This window comes from Embleya sp. NPDC050154, assembly GCF_044460165.1.
Lineage (GTDB): Bacteria > Actinomycetota > Actinomycetes > Streptomycetales > Streptomycetaceae > Embleya.
On sequence record NZ_JBITJP010000018.1, the window covers coordinates 99,047 to 113,466 of the forward strand.

Below are 14,420 nucleotides of genomic sequence, written 5' to 3' on the forward strand. Positions count from 1 at the left end.
CCCGCGGTGAACGCCACCCGCGGGGCGTCGCTTTGTCGTCGAAGGGCCCCGGTGCCGGATGATGGGCGACGAGTACGACACGTCTTGCAACACTTGGGGGGCCACGATGGCGGGCAACGCTCCGCGCGCGGACTCGGTGATCATCGCGGGTGCCGGGCCCGCCGGTTTGGCGGCCGCCCTGGCACTGGCCGGGCGCGGGGTGCGCTCGGTCGTGGTGGACTCCGGCAACGGCACACCGCGGGCGGGCTCGCGCGCGTGCGCGCTCGACGGCGCGACGTTGGCCTTCGTCTACGACCTGACCGGCACCCGGCTCGACGGCGCCGCCGAGCCGTGGGGCGTGCAGCGGATCCGCCGACGCAGCCGCGACGTCCCGCAGCCGGTCGACGAGCCGGATGCCCCGGTTCGCTACGGGCTTTCCCAACAGCGCCTGGAACGCGCCCTGTTGGACGCCGTGCACGCGAGCCCACTGGTGACCACCGCGTGGCGGCATCGGATCGAGGGGGTCGAACAGGACGAAACCTCGGTCACCCTGCTCGCCCGCGGCCCCGGCGGCCCGGTCAAGTGGCGCGCGCAGTGGCTGGTCGCCTGCGACGGTGCGCGCTCGGTGGTCCGGCGCGCGGTGAACGTGCGCTTCCCCGGCCGCCCGCGGGTGGACCGCCTGTTGTGCGCGGACGTGAAGGTACGGCTGCCGCGCCGGATCACCGCGACCTCGCTGGTCCCGCCGGACCCCTCGCTCGCCGACGAGCCGCCGACGCCGGACACCAGCGGGCCGGCCACCCCGTGGTTGTTCGTGGACCCGCCCTTCCACCGCGGCGGCACGGTCCTGGCCCAGCCGCTGCCGGACGACGTATGGCGACTGACCTGGCAACTCCCGATGGCCCACGGGGTGGCCAAGGCCGCCGAGGAGACCCGGGTGATCCAGGTCGTCGGGGACCTGGCCGACCCCAAGCGGGTCTCCGCGCGGGTGCGTTCGGTGTTGCGCACGCTGGACGCGCTCTCCCCCGACTCCGACGGGGCCGAGGATCCCGCGCACGACCTGCTGTGGAGCGGCGAGTACGAGGTGCACCAGCGGCTCGCCCGCCGCTTCCGGGTCGGCCGGGTGCTGCTCGCCGGGGACGCCGCGCACCTGGTCCACCCGTCCGCCGCGGACGCGGTCGAACTCGGCCTCCAGGACGTCCGCAACCTGGCCTGGAAGCTGGCCTTCACGCTGCGCGGATACGCCCCGATCCGGCTGCTGGAGACCTACCACGGCGAGCGCCGGGGGGCCGCCAGGCGACGGCTGGCGCTCGGCGAGGACGCGCTGCACTTCCTCGCGCCGGTGAGTCCGGCGCAGAAGATGGGCCGCCGGCTGACCCTGATGGGCGCACGCGGCAAGGGCACCACGTTGCGCCGGCTCGACCCGCGCGGTCCGGCCGCGAGCACGTCGGGCCCCGACTACACCGGCTCGCCGCTGCTCACCCCCGGCCCCGGGGTCGGCGAATGCATCCGGGACGTACCCGTGGTCCGCGCGGACGGCGCCGACGGGTGGCTGACCGAGTGTCTGGACCGAGGACTGGTCGTGCTGTTGATCGCCCCCGGCATAGAGGTGTGGCACGGCGACCGCTGGCGCGAGGCGGGCCTGATGCCGCGGCTGCGCGCGCGCCTGGACAAGCTCGCCGCACCGGCGGAGTTGGTGGTCACCCCGGAGTACCCGGGCGCCGGCGCGCACACGATCCTGCTGATCCGGCCGGACGGCTACCTCGCGGCGCACCTGCCCCCCGAGCACCTGGACATCCTCGAGGAGACCATCGACCGCGCCCGCGGCGCGGGGCACTGACGCGGCGGCCGGACCCGCCTCGTCCGCGAACGCCGCACGGGCGACCATCGATCGGCCCGTGCGGCGTTCGAGGACGGCGGCCCGCGACCCGGGCCCGGATCAGATCCCGTAGTGCCACGTGGTGAGCATGTACGCGCCGTACCACATGCCGAACAGACACATCCCGACGAGCACCAATGCCGCCGTACGCGTGCGGGCACGCGCCAGCACCGTCGCGAGCGGGACGAAGAACAGCAGCGTGGGGATCATCAGCCGCAGCTTCGAGTGGTAGTAGTTGCTCTGGCACAGCGTCATCACCAGTATCGACAGGCCGTACACCGCCAGCGGCGGCCAGATCCGTCGGTTCAGCGCGACCAGCGAGCCGACCACGGCCGCGATGATCAGCACCGCCGTACTGACCGCTATCCACTGGTCGCCGTTGCGCAGTGTGTCGGTCAGGAAGTGCCAGAGCGCCTCGCCGTTGTCCCACCTGGTGCCCCAGCCGGCGTCCTGGATGGTGAACCACGCGTCGGTCTCACCGAGCCGGGTGCCCACCCACAGCAGGTACATCGGCATGCCCAGACACGCGATCACACACGCCGCGATCGGCGGATACAGGAGCCGCCGGTGTTGCCACATCTCCAACAGCGCGGCCACCCCCAGCGCGGCGATCGCCGCGATACCGGCCGGTCGGGTGACGCTGGTCAGGCACGCGAGCAGGCCCGCGGTCATCCAGGCCCGTCGGTGCGCCGCGAGCAGCGTGCCCACCGCGAGCGCCAGGAACAGCGTCTCGCTGTAGGCCATCGAGAAGACCACGCCCATCGGCTGCGCGCCGCCCACGAGCACCGTCATCACCAGCGCCGCGCGCCGGTCGTACAGGCGCTGCATGAACACGTACAGCACGCACAGCGCGACGGCGGTCGCGAGGTGTCCGGCGATCAGGCCGGCCGTCTCGTAGTCGGTGCCGGTCAGGTAGTGCACGATCCGGACCAGGCCCGGATACAGCGGGAAGAACGCGAGGGTGTTGCCGGTGAGGTCGCCCTCGGGGGTGTACGTGAAGCTGTCCGGGTAGCCGTGCGCGGCGACGTCCACGTACCAGTGCGCGTCCCACTGCAACAGTCGGTCGCGCAGGCTCGGACCGCCCGCCGGGATCATCCACGAGAGCACCAGCAGCTGGAGCACGGCGGTGCCCGCGTATACCGCCAACGGCGGCCACAGCAGCCGGATGCCGCGCTCCGCGACCGACAGGGCCCCCGACGAGTTCTCGTCGGGGGTGCCCCGGCCCGAAGTCGAAGGCGGCGCGCCCGGTATCCGGGGCTCGTCGATGACGGTCAACACGTACTCCTCAGTGGGTTCCGGTTATTCAACGCCGAGGGCAACTGACACGGTTGACGCCCTTCGCGCGTTTTCTGTGTGGCCTATGTCACGCGTTCGACTTCTGACGCCCTGTCAACTCCGGGCGCGAAGTTCTACTGTGCTGCTTCGTAGTCCGTTCGGAGGAGTCGCATGCCCGTCGCACCGCAGATCCAGCCGATTCTCGACGCTGTCGCCGCCGCGCCGCCCCTTCCGGCCGACCTGCCCCTGGCGGAGCGTCGTGCCGCGTCGAACAAAGCTCTCGAGTCGTCCATCCTCGCGTTCGTCGAGCCCGCGCCGGAAGGTGTGACGACGCGGGATGTGAACATCACGGTGAAGGAGCCCGAACCGGGCAAGATCACCGCCCGCGTGTACACGCCGGCCGGCGCCGCCCCCAGGGGCGGTCGTCCAGGCTACGTGTACCTGCACGACGGCACCTGGTGGCACGGCTCGGTGGACGGCTCCGACGCGCACTGCGCACACATCGCCGCCGAGAGCGGCGCCGTGGTGATCTCGGTCGAGTATCGCCTGGCACCCGAGTTCAAGTTCCCGTGGCCCCTGGAAGACGTGTACGCCGCGTGGATCTGGGTCCAGGAGCGCGCCTTCCAGCTCGGCGTCAACCCGGACAAGGTCGCCATCGGCGGCGCGGGCGCGGGCGGCAACCTGGCCGCGGCCTGCGCGATCATGCTGCGCGATCGCCGCCAGCCGACCCCGCTCGCCCAGGTGCTGGACGCCCCGATCCTGGACCTGACCCTGTCCGGGGCCTCCGTGCAGGAGAACGGCGAGGGCCTGCTGCTCACCCGCGAGGCGCTCGAGGAGGCGATCCGGCTCTACCTGACCAGCCCGCGCAGCGAGCGCACCGACCCGCTCGCCTCACCGCTGCTCGCCGAAGACCTCGCCGGGCTGCCCACCGCGCTGGTGCTCACCGGCGAGTACGACCCGCTGCGGGACGAGGGCGAGGCCTACGCGAAGCAACTGGAGGCGGCCGGCGTCGCGGTCGAGGCCAAGCGCTGGGACGGTTTCGTACACGGCGCGGGCGAACTCACGGCGTTGTTGCCCGAGGCGCGCGAGTACCGCTCGACGATCGCGCGGTTCCTCGAGCGCACGCTGGCCTGATCGGGCGGGGCCGCCTCACTCCGCCCCGCCCCGGACATGCGGCGGCCGTCCCGTCGGGCTTGCGCTCGACGGGACGGCCACAGGTCCACGGCCTTCGGGCGACAGCAGAAACATCCGGCGCGCGGACACTCCAAGTGTGGCGTGCATGATCGAATCCGGCCACCCCTCGGCCTCATTTTGATCATGAATCTCGCCGTTTTTGACCGGCTGGGCGGGCCTACTCGTGCCCGGCCGGGCTGTCCTGTGCCTCGATCGCCTCTCGCACGGTGTCGTGCACGGCCACCATCAGGGTGAAGCCGGTCAGCCGCAGCACCCGCGCGACCGCCCGGGTCGGCGCGATGAGCTGCAACGAACCGCCCGCCTCGCGGGCCCGCCGCTCGGCCCGGACCAGGATCCGCAGGCCGAACGAGTCGATGAACGCCACCGAGGACAGATCGAGCAGCAGCCGGGTCAGCCCGGCCGACACCTGTCGGCTCAGCGCGTCGTCGAGTACCGGACCGCTGTCCATGTCGATCTCGCCGTGCACGGTCACCAATGTGTGACCGGCTCCGACCGTCGACACCTGCACCAGAAGGGGACCACTCGCATCGTTCACGGGCGCATGCCTACCCTTCGTTCCCGGGAGCACACCTCATGTGTCCCGTGGGGATCGGCAACACGCGGGCGTCGCGCACCTCACCCGCGCGGCGGCCCGAACCGGTCCCCGCGCAGCCGACCGGACGGCGCTCGAGCACCCCGCTCAGCACTCGATGATGTTGACGGCGAGGCCGCCGCGTGAGGTCTCCTTGTACTTGACCTTCATGTCCGCGCCGGTCTCCTTCATGGTCTTGATCACCTTGTCCAGCGAGACGTGGTGCCGACCGTCGCCGCGCAGAGCCATCCGGGCGGCGGTGACCGCCTTGACGCCGGCCATGCCGTTGCGCTCGATGCACGGGATCTGCACCAGGCCGCCGACCGGGTCGCAGGTGAGCCCGAGGTTGTGCTCCATCCCGATCTCGGCGGCGTTCTCCACCTGCTCGGGGGTGCCGCCCAGGACCTCGGCCAGGCCGCCGGCGGCCATCGCGCACGCCGAGCCCACCTCGCCCTGGCAACCGACCTCGGCGCCGGAGATCGACGCGTTCTCCTTGAACAGCATGCCGATCGCGCCCGCGGCGAGCAGGTAGCGGACGATGCCTTCCTCGTCCGCGCCCGGGACGGTCGCCACGTAGTGGTGCAGGACGGCCGGGATGATCCCGGCGGCGCCGTTGGTGGGCGCGGTGACCACCCGGCCGCCGGCCGCGTTCTCCTCGTTGACCGCCATCGCCCACAGGGTGACCCACTCCATCGCGTGCGTGGGCCGGTCCCCCTCGGCGCGCAGCGTGCGGGCGGTCCGCGAGGCACGGCGGCGCACCTTGAGCCCGCCCGGCAGGATGCCCTCGGTGGCCAGTCCGCGCTCGACGCACGCGCGCATCACCTGCCAGATCTCCAGCAGTTCGGCGCGGATCTCCGCCTCGGTGCGCCACGCCTTCTCGTTCTCCAGCATCAGCGCGGACACCGAGAGCCCGGTCTCCCGGGTCAGCCGCAACAGTTCGTCGCCGGTGCGGAAGGGGTAGCGCAGCACGGTGTCGTCGGGCTTGACCCGATCCGCGCCGACCGCGTCCTCGTCCACCACGAAGCCGCCGCCCACCGAGTAGTAGGTCTTGGTGAGCAACTCGGTGCCGTCCGCGTCGCGCGCCCACGCGGTCATCCCGTTCGCGTGGTACGGCAGCGTCTTGCGTCGGTGCAGCACCAGGTCCCGGTCGCCGTCGAAGGCGATGTCGTGCACACCGAGCAGCCGCAACATCCCCGATTCGCGGATGCGCGCCAGCTCCGGCTCCACCTCCTCCGGATCGACGGTGCGCGGCGAGTAGCCCTCCAGGCCGAGCAGCACCGCGCGCGGGGTGCCGTGGCCGTGGCCGGTCGCGCCCAGGGAGCCGTACAGCTCGACCCGGACGGAGGCGACCCGATCCAGGACACCCTCGCTCTTGAGCCGCTGCGCGAACATCCGCGCGGCGCGCATGGGACCCACCGTGTGGGAGCTCGACGGGCCGATCCCGATCGAGAACATGTCGAACACACTGATCGCCAAGGCGGATGGCCCTTCAAGCGGACGGCAGGGACGTGTGCGCGCCGAGGGACGCGCTTGTGGCGGTCCGACGGCTCGGACAACGCTCCCCAGGCTAGGTCACCGACCGGCGCCGCGGGGGCCCGGATCAAACCGGTCCGTCCCAGGCTCGCCACGGGGTCTCGTCGCTGTCGCCGGCTTCGTCGGTCTCGGCCTCGTGCGCCAGCGCGTCCCGGACCACTCGCAGGGCCAAGCCCTCGCCGTATCCCTTGCGCGCGAGCATGCCCGCCAACCTGCGGATGCGCTTGTCCCGGTCCAGGCCGCGCGTGCCCGGCAACCGGCGGGCCACCAGGGCCCGGGCGGTCTCCAATTCCTGTTCCGGATCGAGTCGGGCGACCGCCTCGTCCACCACGACCGCGTCCACACCGCGTTGCCGCAGTTCCCTGGCCAGGGCACGGCGGGCCAGGCCCTTGCCCGTGTGCCTGGTGTCGACCCACGCGCCCGCGAAGGCGGTGTCGTCGATCAGTCCCACGTCGGTGAATCGGCCCAGTACGTATTCGGCGACCTCGTCGGGCACCTCCCGACGGCGCAGCGCGTCCGCCAACTGGGCCCTGGTGCGGGCGCGCCCGGTCAACAGGCGCAGGCAGATCGCCCGCGCGGTGGCCTCCGGATCGGCGAGCGGTTCGGGCGCGGCATCGGCCCCCTCCGCGCCGTCGACGCCCTCGTCGTCCGCGTCCCGACGGGCCCGGCCCCGAGTCCCGGCCCGCTCCCGCCTGTCCCGTTTGCCGCGCTTGGCCCGACCATCCTCGGACCGCCGACCGGCGGCCCGCTCGTACGTCCTCGAGGCGGCGGCCCCCGAGCCGTCGTCCTCCGGGTCGTACTCCCGCGCGTCGCGCTCCCCGAGCTCGCGTCGCGTCGGGCCGGCTGGGCGCGCGGCACCTCCCTCGGCACCACCACGCGCGGCTCGACCCCCCGTCGCGGCACGTGCCGTGACGGCCGCCAACGCGGCCCGCAGTTCGGCGGCGTCGATCGGTGGGGAGACGGGTCCGTCCTCGGATCCGTCCCCCCACGTGTTCGACCACTCGCCGGCAGGGCGACCCACGGGCTCAGCCCTCCTCGGGTTCCGCTTCCGCCGGCACGTCGACCCGCGGGCCGACCCCCAGCTTCTCCTTGATCTTCTTCTCGATCTCGTCGGAGAGGTCGGGGTTGTCCTTGAGGAACTTCCGCGCGTTCTCCTTGCCCTGACCGAGCTGGTCGCCCTCGTACGTGTACCAGGCGCCGGACTTGCGCACGAAGCCGTGCTCGACGCCCATGTCGATCAGGCCACCCTCGCGGCTGATCCCGACGCCGTAGAGGATGTCGAACTCGGCCTGCTTGAACGGCGAGGCCAACTTGTTCTTGACCACCTTGACCCGGGTGCGGTTGCCGACCGCCTCGGTGCCGTCCTTGAGCGTCTCGATCCGCCGGATGTCCAGTCGCACCGACGCGTAGAACTTCAGCGCCCGGCCACCGGTCGTGGTCTCCGGCGAGCCGAACATCACGCCGATCTTCTCGCGGAGCTGGTTGATGAACAGCGCGGTGGTGTTCGTCTGGTTGAGCGCACCGGTGATCTTGCGGAGCGCCTGGCTCATCAGTCGGGCCTGGAGGCCGACGTGCGAGTCGCCCATCTCGCCCTCGATCTCGGCGCGCGGCACGAGCGCCGCCACCGAGTCGATGACGATGATGTCGACCGCGCCGGAGCGCGTCAGCATGTCGACGATCTCCAGTGCCTGCTCGCCGGTGTCCGGCTGCGACACCAGCAGGGCGTCGGTGTCGACGCCGAGCTTCTTCGCGTACTCGGGGTCGAGCGCGTGCTCGGCGTCGACGATCGCCGCGATGCCGCCGGCCCGCTGCACGCTCGCGATGGCGTGCAGCGCGAGGCTCGTCTTGCCGGAGCCTTCCGGGCCGTAGACCTCGACGACGCGGCCCCGCGGGAGGCCACCGATGCCCAGTGCCACGTCGAGCGAGATCGAGCCGGTGGGAATGACCTCGATCGGTGCGCGCGCCTCGTCGCCGAGACGCATCACCGAACCCTTCCCGAACTGCCGTTCAATTTGGGCGAGGGCGTTCTCCAACGCCTTCTCGCGATCCTGTCCTGCCATGCCTGCCGCCTTGCCGGTCTGTGGTGTTCGCTTCACACCTTGAACGCTAACCCGTCGCACCGACACGGAGGCACGACCGGCGTACGCCTGTGGACAACGTCGGGTCGAAGGTTAGCCCGAACCTTTGTTCGAATTCGATGCCGACACACCACCGGAAGCCGGCATCCACCCATACGGGGGACGGGCACCGGGCCCGTCGACCGCCGGATCAGCCCTGCGCCGCGAGTTCACGCGAACGGCGCACCCGGTGCCGGCGCAGGTAGTAGAAGGCGATGTTCCCGTCCAGCGCGGCGAGCAGCACGAACGGGACGCCGAGCCAACTGCCGCCGACGAAGGCCACCACGGCGGCGGCGAGCGCCAGGACGCACACGATCACGGCGAGGACGACGATGCGGGGCATGACGGGGGCTCCAGACGGGCGCGGGCGAGGAACGGGTCGCGGACGGTACGGGCGCGACGCGCTCCCATTGTCGCCCCCGCCGACCCGGCCGCCGGCACCGGCCGGCGGCGCCCCCGGGGCGCCGAGCCGGGCCCGCGGCACGCCCGCTGACCAGCGAAAGTTGAGCCGACAACAAACCCGGAGTAGTTTGTTAAGCGTTCAACCACTTCCGCCTCGCCGTCTCCACGGAGGAACCCATGACCCGCATCCTCGCCATCTCGGGCTCGCTGCGCGCCGAGTCGTTCAACACCGCGCTCGTGCACGCCCTGCAGCCGTTCGCGCCCGAGGGCATGCAGATCGAGGTGTACAAGGGTCTGGACGAACTCCCGCACTTCAACCAGGACCTGGAGGCCAACCCGCCGGCGTCCGTGGTGCGCCTGCGCGAGGCGATCGCCGAGGCGGACGGCCTGATCATCACCACCCCCGAGTACAACCGCAGCCTGCCCGGCGTCCTCAAGAACGCGCTGGACTGGGCCTCGCGTCCGTACGCGCGGGGCGTGCTGGCCGGCAAGTCGATCGTCGCGATGTCCGCCTCGCCGGGCGTCCAGGGCGGCATCCGCGCGCTGATCCAGCTCAAGACGCTGCTCCGGGACCTGAACAACTTCGTCGTCTCCGGCCCGGAGATCTCCGTCCCCGAGGTGCACACCCGGCTCGGCGTCGAGGCCGACGTACAGCACGTGCTGACCGACCCGGCCACCGCCGGCATGGTCACCCACGTACTGGCCGGCCTGCAGGACGCGATCGACAACAACGCCGGCGAGCTGGTCGCCCGCCCGCTGGGCGCCTGGGCCGCGTCGCTGGCCTGACCCCGGGCGGCACCGGCGAGGCGAAACGGCGTGAGGCCCCGCACATCCGACGATGTGCGGGGCCTCACGCCGTTTCGAACGAGTGCGTCGTGGGTCGCACCCGGGATCGCGGCCTCACACGTCGGTGACGCGCAGACCGGCGTGCGCCTTGTAGCGGCGGTTGGTCGAGATGAGGTTGGCGGTGAGCCCCTCGACCTGACGCGCGTTGCGCAGCCGGCCGGCGTACACACCGCGCATGCCCGGGATCCGCGAGGCGAGCGCCTGCACCGCGTCGGTGGCGTCGCGTTGGTCGCCGAGCACCATGATGTCGGTGTCCAGGGATTCGACGTTCGGGTCGAGCAGCAGCACCGCGGACACGTGGTGGAAGGCGGCGGTGACGGCCGAGTCGGTGAGCACGGCGGCGGCCTGTTGCGCAGCGCTGCCCTCCTCGACGTCGAGCACGAACGCGCCCTGCTTGTCGAAGCCCATCGGGTTCACGCAGTCGACGACGATCTTGCCCGCGAGCTCGCTCTTGAGCGCGACGAGCAGGTCGCGGTGCCCCTCCCAGGGCACGGCGATGATCACGATGTCGCTCTCGGCCGCGCAGGTGGCGTTGTCGGCGCCGCGCACACCGGCGCCGAGCTCCGCCGCGGCGGAGGCGGCCCGTTCGGCGTTGCGCGATCCGATGATCACTTTCTGGCCGGCGACAGCCAGGCGGTACGCGAGGCCGCGGCCCTGCTCGCCGGTGCCGCCGAGGACGCCCACGACCAGATGGTCGATGTTCGGCAGGTCACGCGGGTCGCGTTTGGGGGACGAGGGGGTTGTCATGGGCGCGATCCTGCCGGCCGAAACCGCAGAGGACACGGGGTGCGCACCCGGATGCAGTCGAGGTCACACTGGTTTTCGGCTGTGCGGGTCGATTCACTCCGAAATAGCACTTATATATGACAACCGGGACGAACCGTGTTTCCTTGGAAGAGAAAACTTTCTCTACGCTCTCCAAGGAGACGCAGTGCCGGCCAAATTCATTGTCACCAAGGGACGCTCCGGCAAGTACGGATTCGTCCTGGCAGCCGCCAACGGTTCGACCATCATCAAGTCGTCGCCCTATGACACGAAGCGCGCGGCATTGACCGCGCTTCGGTCCGTCCAGCGCAACGGCGACACCGAAACGGTCGACGATCGCACCGTCGACGCCCCGGCCTCGGCCCGAGCCCGGATGTCGAAGTCCGTGGCCTCGCCCCGCCGGACGCCGGTCGCCCGGACCGTCGCCAAGCGCGGCGGCACGGTGCGCAAGAGCGCGCCCGCCAAGTCCGCCACGGCGAAGGCACCACCCCGAAAGGCGGAATCCCGAAAGGCCTCGACCAAGCCCTCGACCACTCGAAAGGCGGTATCGAGGACAACGGCGTCGCGGACGGCGGTTTCCAGGACCGGCGCCTCGCGCACCCGAAAGGCGGTATCCACGCCGAGCGGATCGCGAAAGCGGACCATGGCCGGGTCGCGCCGCGCCTGACCCACGCCCACCCCTCCCTCGATCGCCGGTTTCCGGACCCCCGCGCGTAACCCACGGCTTTGTCCGAGGTCGTAGCGTGCGGGGGACGGGAAAGCGGTCGAGCAGCCCCGGGACCCCCGGTCCCGGGCGGAGGAGGTGGGCGCGTGGATTCCGGCACGACCCTGGCGGCCTGGTCGCAGGGGATCGCGCAGAGTCAGGGGTGGACCCAGTTCTCCGAGCTGATGTTGTCCTTCGTGCTCTCCAGCGTGATCGGCGTCGAGCGCGAGGTGCGCCAGAAGAGCGCGGGACTGCGCACCCACGCACTGGTCGGCGTGGGCACCACACTGTTCATGGAGATCTCCAAGTACGGCTTCGCCGACGTGCTGCCCGCGGGCCACGTCGGCTGGGATCCGTCCCGGATCGCCGCGCAGGTGGTCTCCGGCATCGGCTTCATCGGCGGCGGCCTGATCTTCGTCCGCCGCGACACGGTGCGCGGCCTGACCACCGCCGCGGTCGTCTGGTTGACGTGCGCGATCGGCATGGCCTGCGGCGCGGGCCCTGCCCTATCTCGCGATCGGGGTCACCACGCTGCACTTCGTGGTCGTGTACGGCTATCCGCCGATCATCCGCAGGATAAGCGGGCCGCGGAGCCGGGTGGCCGAGGTCCGGATCGGCTACCTTCCCGGGCACGGTGTGCTCTCCGCGGTCCTGGTCGCCTGTACCGGCGCCGGGTTCACCGTGGTGGACGTGTCCGTGCACAACCGTGACCGCGAGGCCGCGGAGGACCCCGGGGAGACCTCCATCGAGCCCCGGGCCGCGGCCGTGGTCCTGCTCTTGGAGGGCCCGGCCGATCCCACCGGGTTGGTGTCCGGCATCTCCGAGTTGCCCGGAGTGCTCACCGCGGGCGGCGGGCGGGTCCCCGAACCCTCCGAGTGACCCGACCGCCGGCCGAGCGGCCGGTTCAGCGGCGCCCGGGGTCGTTCCAGTTGGGGTCGTTCTCCCAGACCTGGTTGCGCGTCTTCGCGGTCTCCAGCGCGTTCGCCGCCTCCCGACGGGTGGCGTACGGTCCGAGCCGGTCGCGAGCCGGGCACTCCGGTCCCTCTTCGACCTTGGCGTGCTTGATGCAGTAGTACCACTCGCCGGCGCGCCCCTCGGGCTTGCGCCACAGTCTCAACCTCACGACCCGTCCTCCGCCCACTCGAGCTGCTGTCCGTCGTATCCGGTCGTATCCGTCGTATCGATCGATGCCTCGGTCGCGGCGCCGGCTACACTCGCTGGTTATGGCGATTCTCGTACCCGGTAAGGCAACCCCCATCCGCTCTGTTCCCGCCGACATCCCGCGGCCGGAGTATGTCGGGAAGCCGGCGCCGACCCCGTACACGGGGCCCGAGGTGCAGGACGCCGAGACGATCGAGCGCATGCGCGTCGCGGGCCGGATCGCGGCGGGCGCGATGGAGGCCGCCGCCGCGCACATCGCACCGGGCGTGACCACCGACGAGTTGGACCGGATCGCCCACGAGTACGTCCTGGATCACCACGCCTATCCGTCCTGCCTGGGCTATCGGGGCTTCCCCAAGACCATCTGCACCTCGATCAACGAGGTGATCTGCCACGGCATCCCGGACACCACGCGCCTGAACGACGGCGACATCGTCAACATCGACGTCACCGTGTTCATCGGCGGCGTGCACGGCGACACCGACGCGACCTACCCGGTCGGCGACGTGGACGAGGAGTCGAAGCTGCTCGTCGAGCGCACCCGCGAGGCGCTGAACCGGGGCATCAAGGCGGTCCGGCCGGGACGCCAGATCAACGTGATCGGCCGGGTCATCGAGTCCTACGCGAAGCGCTTCGGCTACGGCGTGGTCCGCGACTTCACCGGCCACGGCATCAACAGCTCGTTCCACTCCGGGCTGATCATCCCGCACTACGACGACGAGCGGGCGACCACCGTGATGGAGCCCGGGATGACCTTCACCATCGAGCCGATGCTGACCCTGGGCAGCTACGACTACGACATGTGGGACGACGGCTGGACCGTGGTCACCAAGGACCGCAAGCGCACCGCGCAGTTCGAGCACACCCTGGTCGTCACCGACACCGGCGCCGAGGTCCTGACCGTCGCGTAGCTGCGTGTACTTCCGTGTGGCCGTGGTCGACACCGGGCGGGCGCGGTGCGGCACCGGGCGCGGGCAGTAAGGTTTCGCGAGATCTCCTCCTGCCCGCTCCCCTGGAAGAGTGCCGAGTACCGATGCGCATATCCCGCGCGGTGGCCACGGCCGCCGCCCTGCTCGTGACGGCGCTCACCGCCACCGGCTGTGTCGCCGTCCACGGCTCCACGACGCCCGTCGAGGCCCTGGACCGGCACGAGGCCGGCAAGGTGCTGCACGACTACGAGGTGCAGAACAACCAGGCCTACGCGAACCGCGACCTCCCGCTCAACGCGCGGGTGGAGACCGGTTCGCTCGGCGCGCTCGACCAGGCCGGTCTGAAGATCCTGAGCTTCACCGACCCGCGCGGCAATCTGGGCAAGGCGCCGATCAAGCACGAGCGGCCCGAGTTCCTGATCCCCAAGGTGATCGGCTGGCCCAAGTGGTTCGCCGTGCACAGCACGCCGAACTTCAACAACGCCAAGCCGCAGTTGCTCGTGTTCGTCAAGGCGAACCCGGACGCGGTCTGGCAGGCCGCGTGGGGCCCGACCCTGCAGAGCCCGTTGCCCGAACTGCGGCGGGACGCGGACGGCTACCTCGAACCGGTCGCCCCGAACGCCACCGGACTGGCCGCCGCGCCCGGCGAACTGGGGCCCGTGCTCACCGAGTTCCTCAAGGACGGCAAGACCCGCGCCGAGTTGTTCGGGCCCGACCCGTACACCGCGCAGTTGCGCAAGCAGCGTGACGAGCCGATCGGTGAGGGTTTCGTGCGGCAGACGGTGGACGGCGCGGCGAACCAGTTCCCGCCGCTCGCGCTGCGCACGAAGGACGGCGGCGCACTGGTGCTCTTCGCACTCCAGCACAGCGTCAAGCTGACCGTGCAACCGCCGCGCCGGCTGGGCGACGTGGACCCCTCGACCCTGACCTTCCTGACCGGCAAGCCGACCAGGGCGGTCACCGAGCACCGGCTCTCCGAGTACGTCGCGGTGGTCCCCAAGGCCGGCGGCAAGGTGCAGCTTGTCGGCTGGATGTACGGCCTGGTCGGCGCCGACGGCGAGTGATCCGC

The 14,420-nt window shown here is 71.2% G+C and carries 16 protein-coding genes; 8 read left to right on the forward strand and 8 right to left on the reverse strand.

The window, feature by feature from the left end; genetic code table 11:
* The first annotated feature begins 106 nt into the window (after positions 1-106).
* The gene (locus ACIBSV_RS32460) at positions 107-1,816 is read left to right on the forward strand and encodes an FAD-dependent monooxygenase (protein ID WP_395869403.1); all 1,710 of its coding nucleotides are present in this window, start codon (positions 107-109) and stop codon (positions 1,814-1,816) included.
* Between the two features lie 99 nt (positions 1,817-1,915).
* Here the strand turns inward: ACIBSV_RS32460 and ACIBSV_RS32465 are convergent, their stop codons facing one another.
* On the reverse strand, positions 1,916-3,130 hold the full coding sequence (locus tag ACIBSV_RS32465) for a hypothetical protein (RefSeq protein WP_395869405.1): 1,215 nt from the start codon (positions 3,128-3,130) through the stop codon (positions 1,916-1,918).
* A 171-nt stretch (positions 3,131-3,301) separates the two neighbouring features.
* On the opposite strand from ACIBSV_RS32465, the gene ACIBSV_RS32470 reads away from it, so the two are divergent.
* Positions 3,302-4,264, forward strand: a complete 963-nt coding sequence (locus ACIBSV_RS32470; protein ID WP_395869407.1) for an alpha/beta hydrolase — start codon at positions 3,302-3,304, stop codon at positions 4,262-4,264.
* 217 nt (positions 4,265-4,481) lie between these two features.
* Here ACIBSV_RS32470 and ACIBSV_RS32475 read toward each other — a convergent pair whose 3' ends face one another.
* From ACIBSV_RS32475 to ACIBSV_RS32495, 5 genes are all read right to left on the reverse strand, one after another.
* Positions 4,482-4,892: an STAS domain-containing protein gene (locus tag ACIBSV_RS32475; RefSeq protein ID WP_395869409.1), complete on the reverse strand. Its 411-nt coding sequence runs from the start codon at positions 4,890-4,892 to the stop codon at positions 4,482-4,484.
* A gap of 111 nt (positions 4,893-5,003) precedes the next feature.
* The gene (locus tag ACIBSV_RS32480; RefSeq protein ID WP_395869411.1) at positions 5,004-6,371 is read right to left on the reverse strand and encodes an L-serine ammonia-lyase; all 1,368 of its coding nucleotides are present in this window, start codon (positions 6,369-6,371) and stop codon (positions 5,004-5,006) included.
* Positions 6,372-6,495: 124 nt separating this feature from the next.
* On the reverse strand, positions 6,496-7,449 hold the full coding sequence (gene recX / locus ACIBSV_RS32485; RefSeq protein ID WP_395869413.1) for a recombination regulator RecX: 954 nt from the start codon (positions 7,447-7,449) through the stop codon (positions 6,496-6,498).
* Positions 7,450-7,453: 4 nt separating this feature from the next.
* Complete coding sequence (gene recA / locus ACIBSV_RS32490; protein ID WP_395869415.1) at positions 7,454-8,488, reverse strand: recombinase RecA; 1,035 nt, start codon at positions 8,486-8,488, stop codon at positions 7,454-7,456.
* Between the two features lie 208 nt (positions 8,489-8,696).
* Entirely contained in the window at positions 8,697-8,888 is a 192-nt protein-coding gene (locus tag ACIBSV_RS32495) for a hypothetical protein (RefSeq protein WP_395869416.1), read from the reverse strand.
* Between the two features lie 236 nt (positions 8,889-9,124).
* Between ACIBSV_RS32495 and ACIBSV_RS32500 the strand changes: the two genes are divergently transcribed.
* A complete protein-coding gene (locus tag ACIBSV_RS32500) occupies positions 9,125-9,733 on the forward strand; it encodes an NADPH-dependent FMN reductase (protein ID WP_395869418.1) in 609 nt (202 codons plus the stop codon).
* Between the two features lie 114 nt (positions 9,734-9,847).
* Here ACIBSV_RS32500 and npdG read toward each other — a convergent pair whose 3' ends face one another.
* Positions 9,848-10,540 (reverse strand): NADPH-dependent F420 reductase, encoded by a 693-nt coding sequence (npdG, locus tag ACIBSV_RS32505; RefSeq protein WP_395869420.1) that lies wholly within the window; start codon positions 10,538-10,540, stop codon positions 9,848-9,850.
* Between npdG and ACIBSV_RS32510 the strand changes: the two genes are divergently transcribed.
* The 3 genes from ACIBSV_RS32510 (at position 10,539) to ACIBSV_RS32520 (ending at position 12,140) form a co-directional block, all read left to right on the forward strand.
* A complete protein-coding gene (locus ACIBSV_RS32510) occupies positions 10,539-11,225 on the forward strand; it encodes a DUF1508 domain-containing protein (protein WP_395869422.1) in 687 nt (228 codons plus the stop codon). The genes npdG and ACIBSV_RS32510 overlap by 2 nt on opposite strands.
* Before the next feature lie 143 nt (positions 11,226-11,368).
* Entirely contained in the window at positions 11,369-11,971 is a 603-nt protein-coding gene (locus tag ACIBSV_RS32515) for an MgtC/SapB family protein (RefSeq protein WP_395869423.1), read from the forward strand.
* Entirely contained in the window at positions 11,952-12,140 is a 189-nt protein-coding gene (locus tag ACIBSV_RS32520) for a hypothetical protein (protein ID WP_395869424.1), read from the forward strand. The genes ACIBSV_RS32515 and ACIBSV_RS32520 overlap by 20 nt, the downstream gene beginning before the upstream one ends.
* A 25-nt stretch (positions 12,141-12,165) precedes the next feature.
* Here ACIBSV_RS32520 and ACIBSV_RS32525 read toward each other — a convergent pair whose 3' ends face one another.
* The gene (locus ACIBSV_RS32525; RefSeq protein WP_395869602.1) at positions 12,166-12,378 is read right to left on the reverse strand and encodes a hypothetical protein; all 213 of its coding nucleotides are present in this window, start codon (positions 12,376-12,378) and stop codon (positions 12,166-12,168) included.
* A gap of 106 nt (positions 12,379-12,484) precedes the next feature.
* On the opposite strand from ACIBSV_RS32525, the gene map reads away from it, so the two are divergent.
* Positions 12,485-13,333 carry a type I methionyl aminopeptidase gene (gene map, locus ACIBSV_RS32530; RefSeq protein WP_395869426.1) on the forward strand — a complete coding sequence of 283 codons (849 nt, stop codon included), beginning with the start codon at positions 12,485-12,487 and terminating at the stop codon, positions 13,331-13,333.
* 122 nt (positions 13,334-13,455) lie between these two features.
* Complete coding sequence (locus ACIBSV_RS32535; protein ID WP_395869428.1) at positions 13,456-14,415, forward strand: hypothetical protein; 960 nt, start codon at positions 13,456-13,458, stop codon at positions 14,413-14,415.
* The last annotated feature ends 5 nt before the right edge of the window (positions 14,416-14,420 follow it).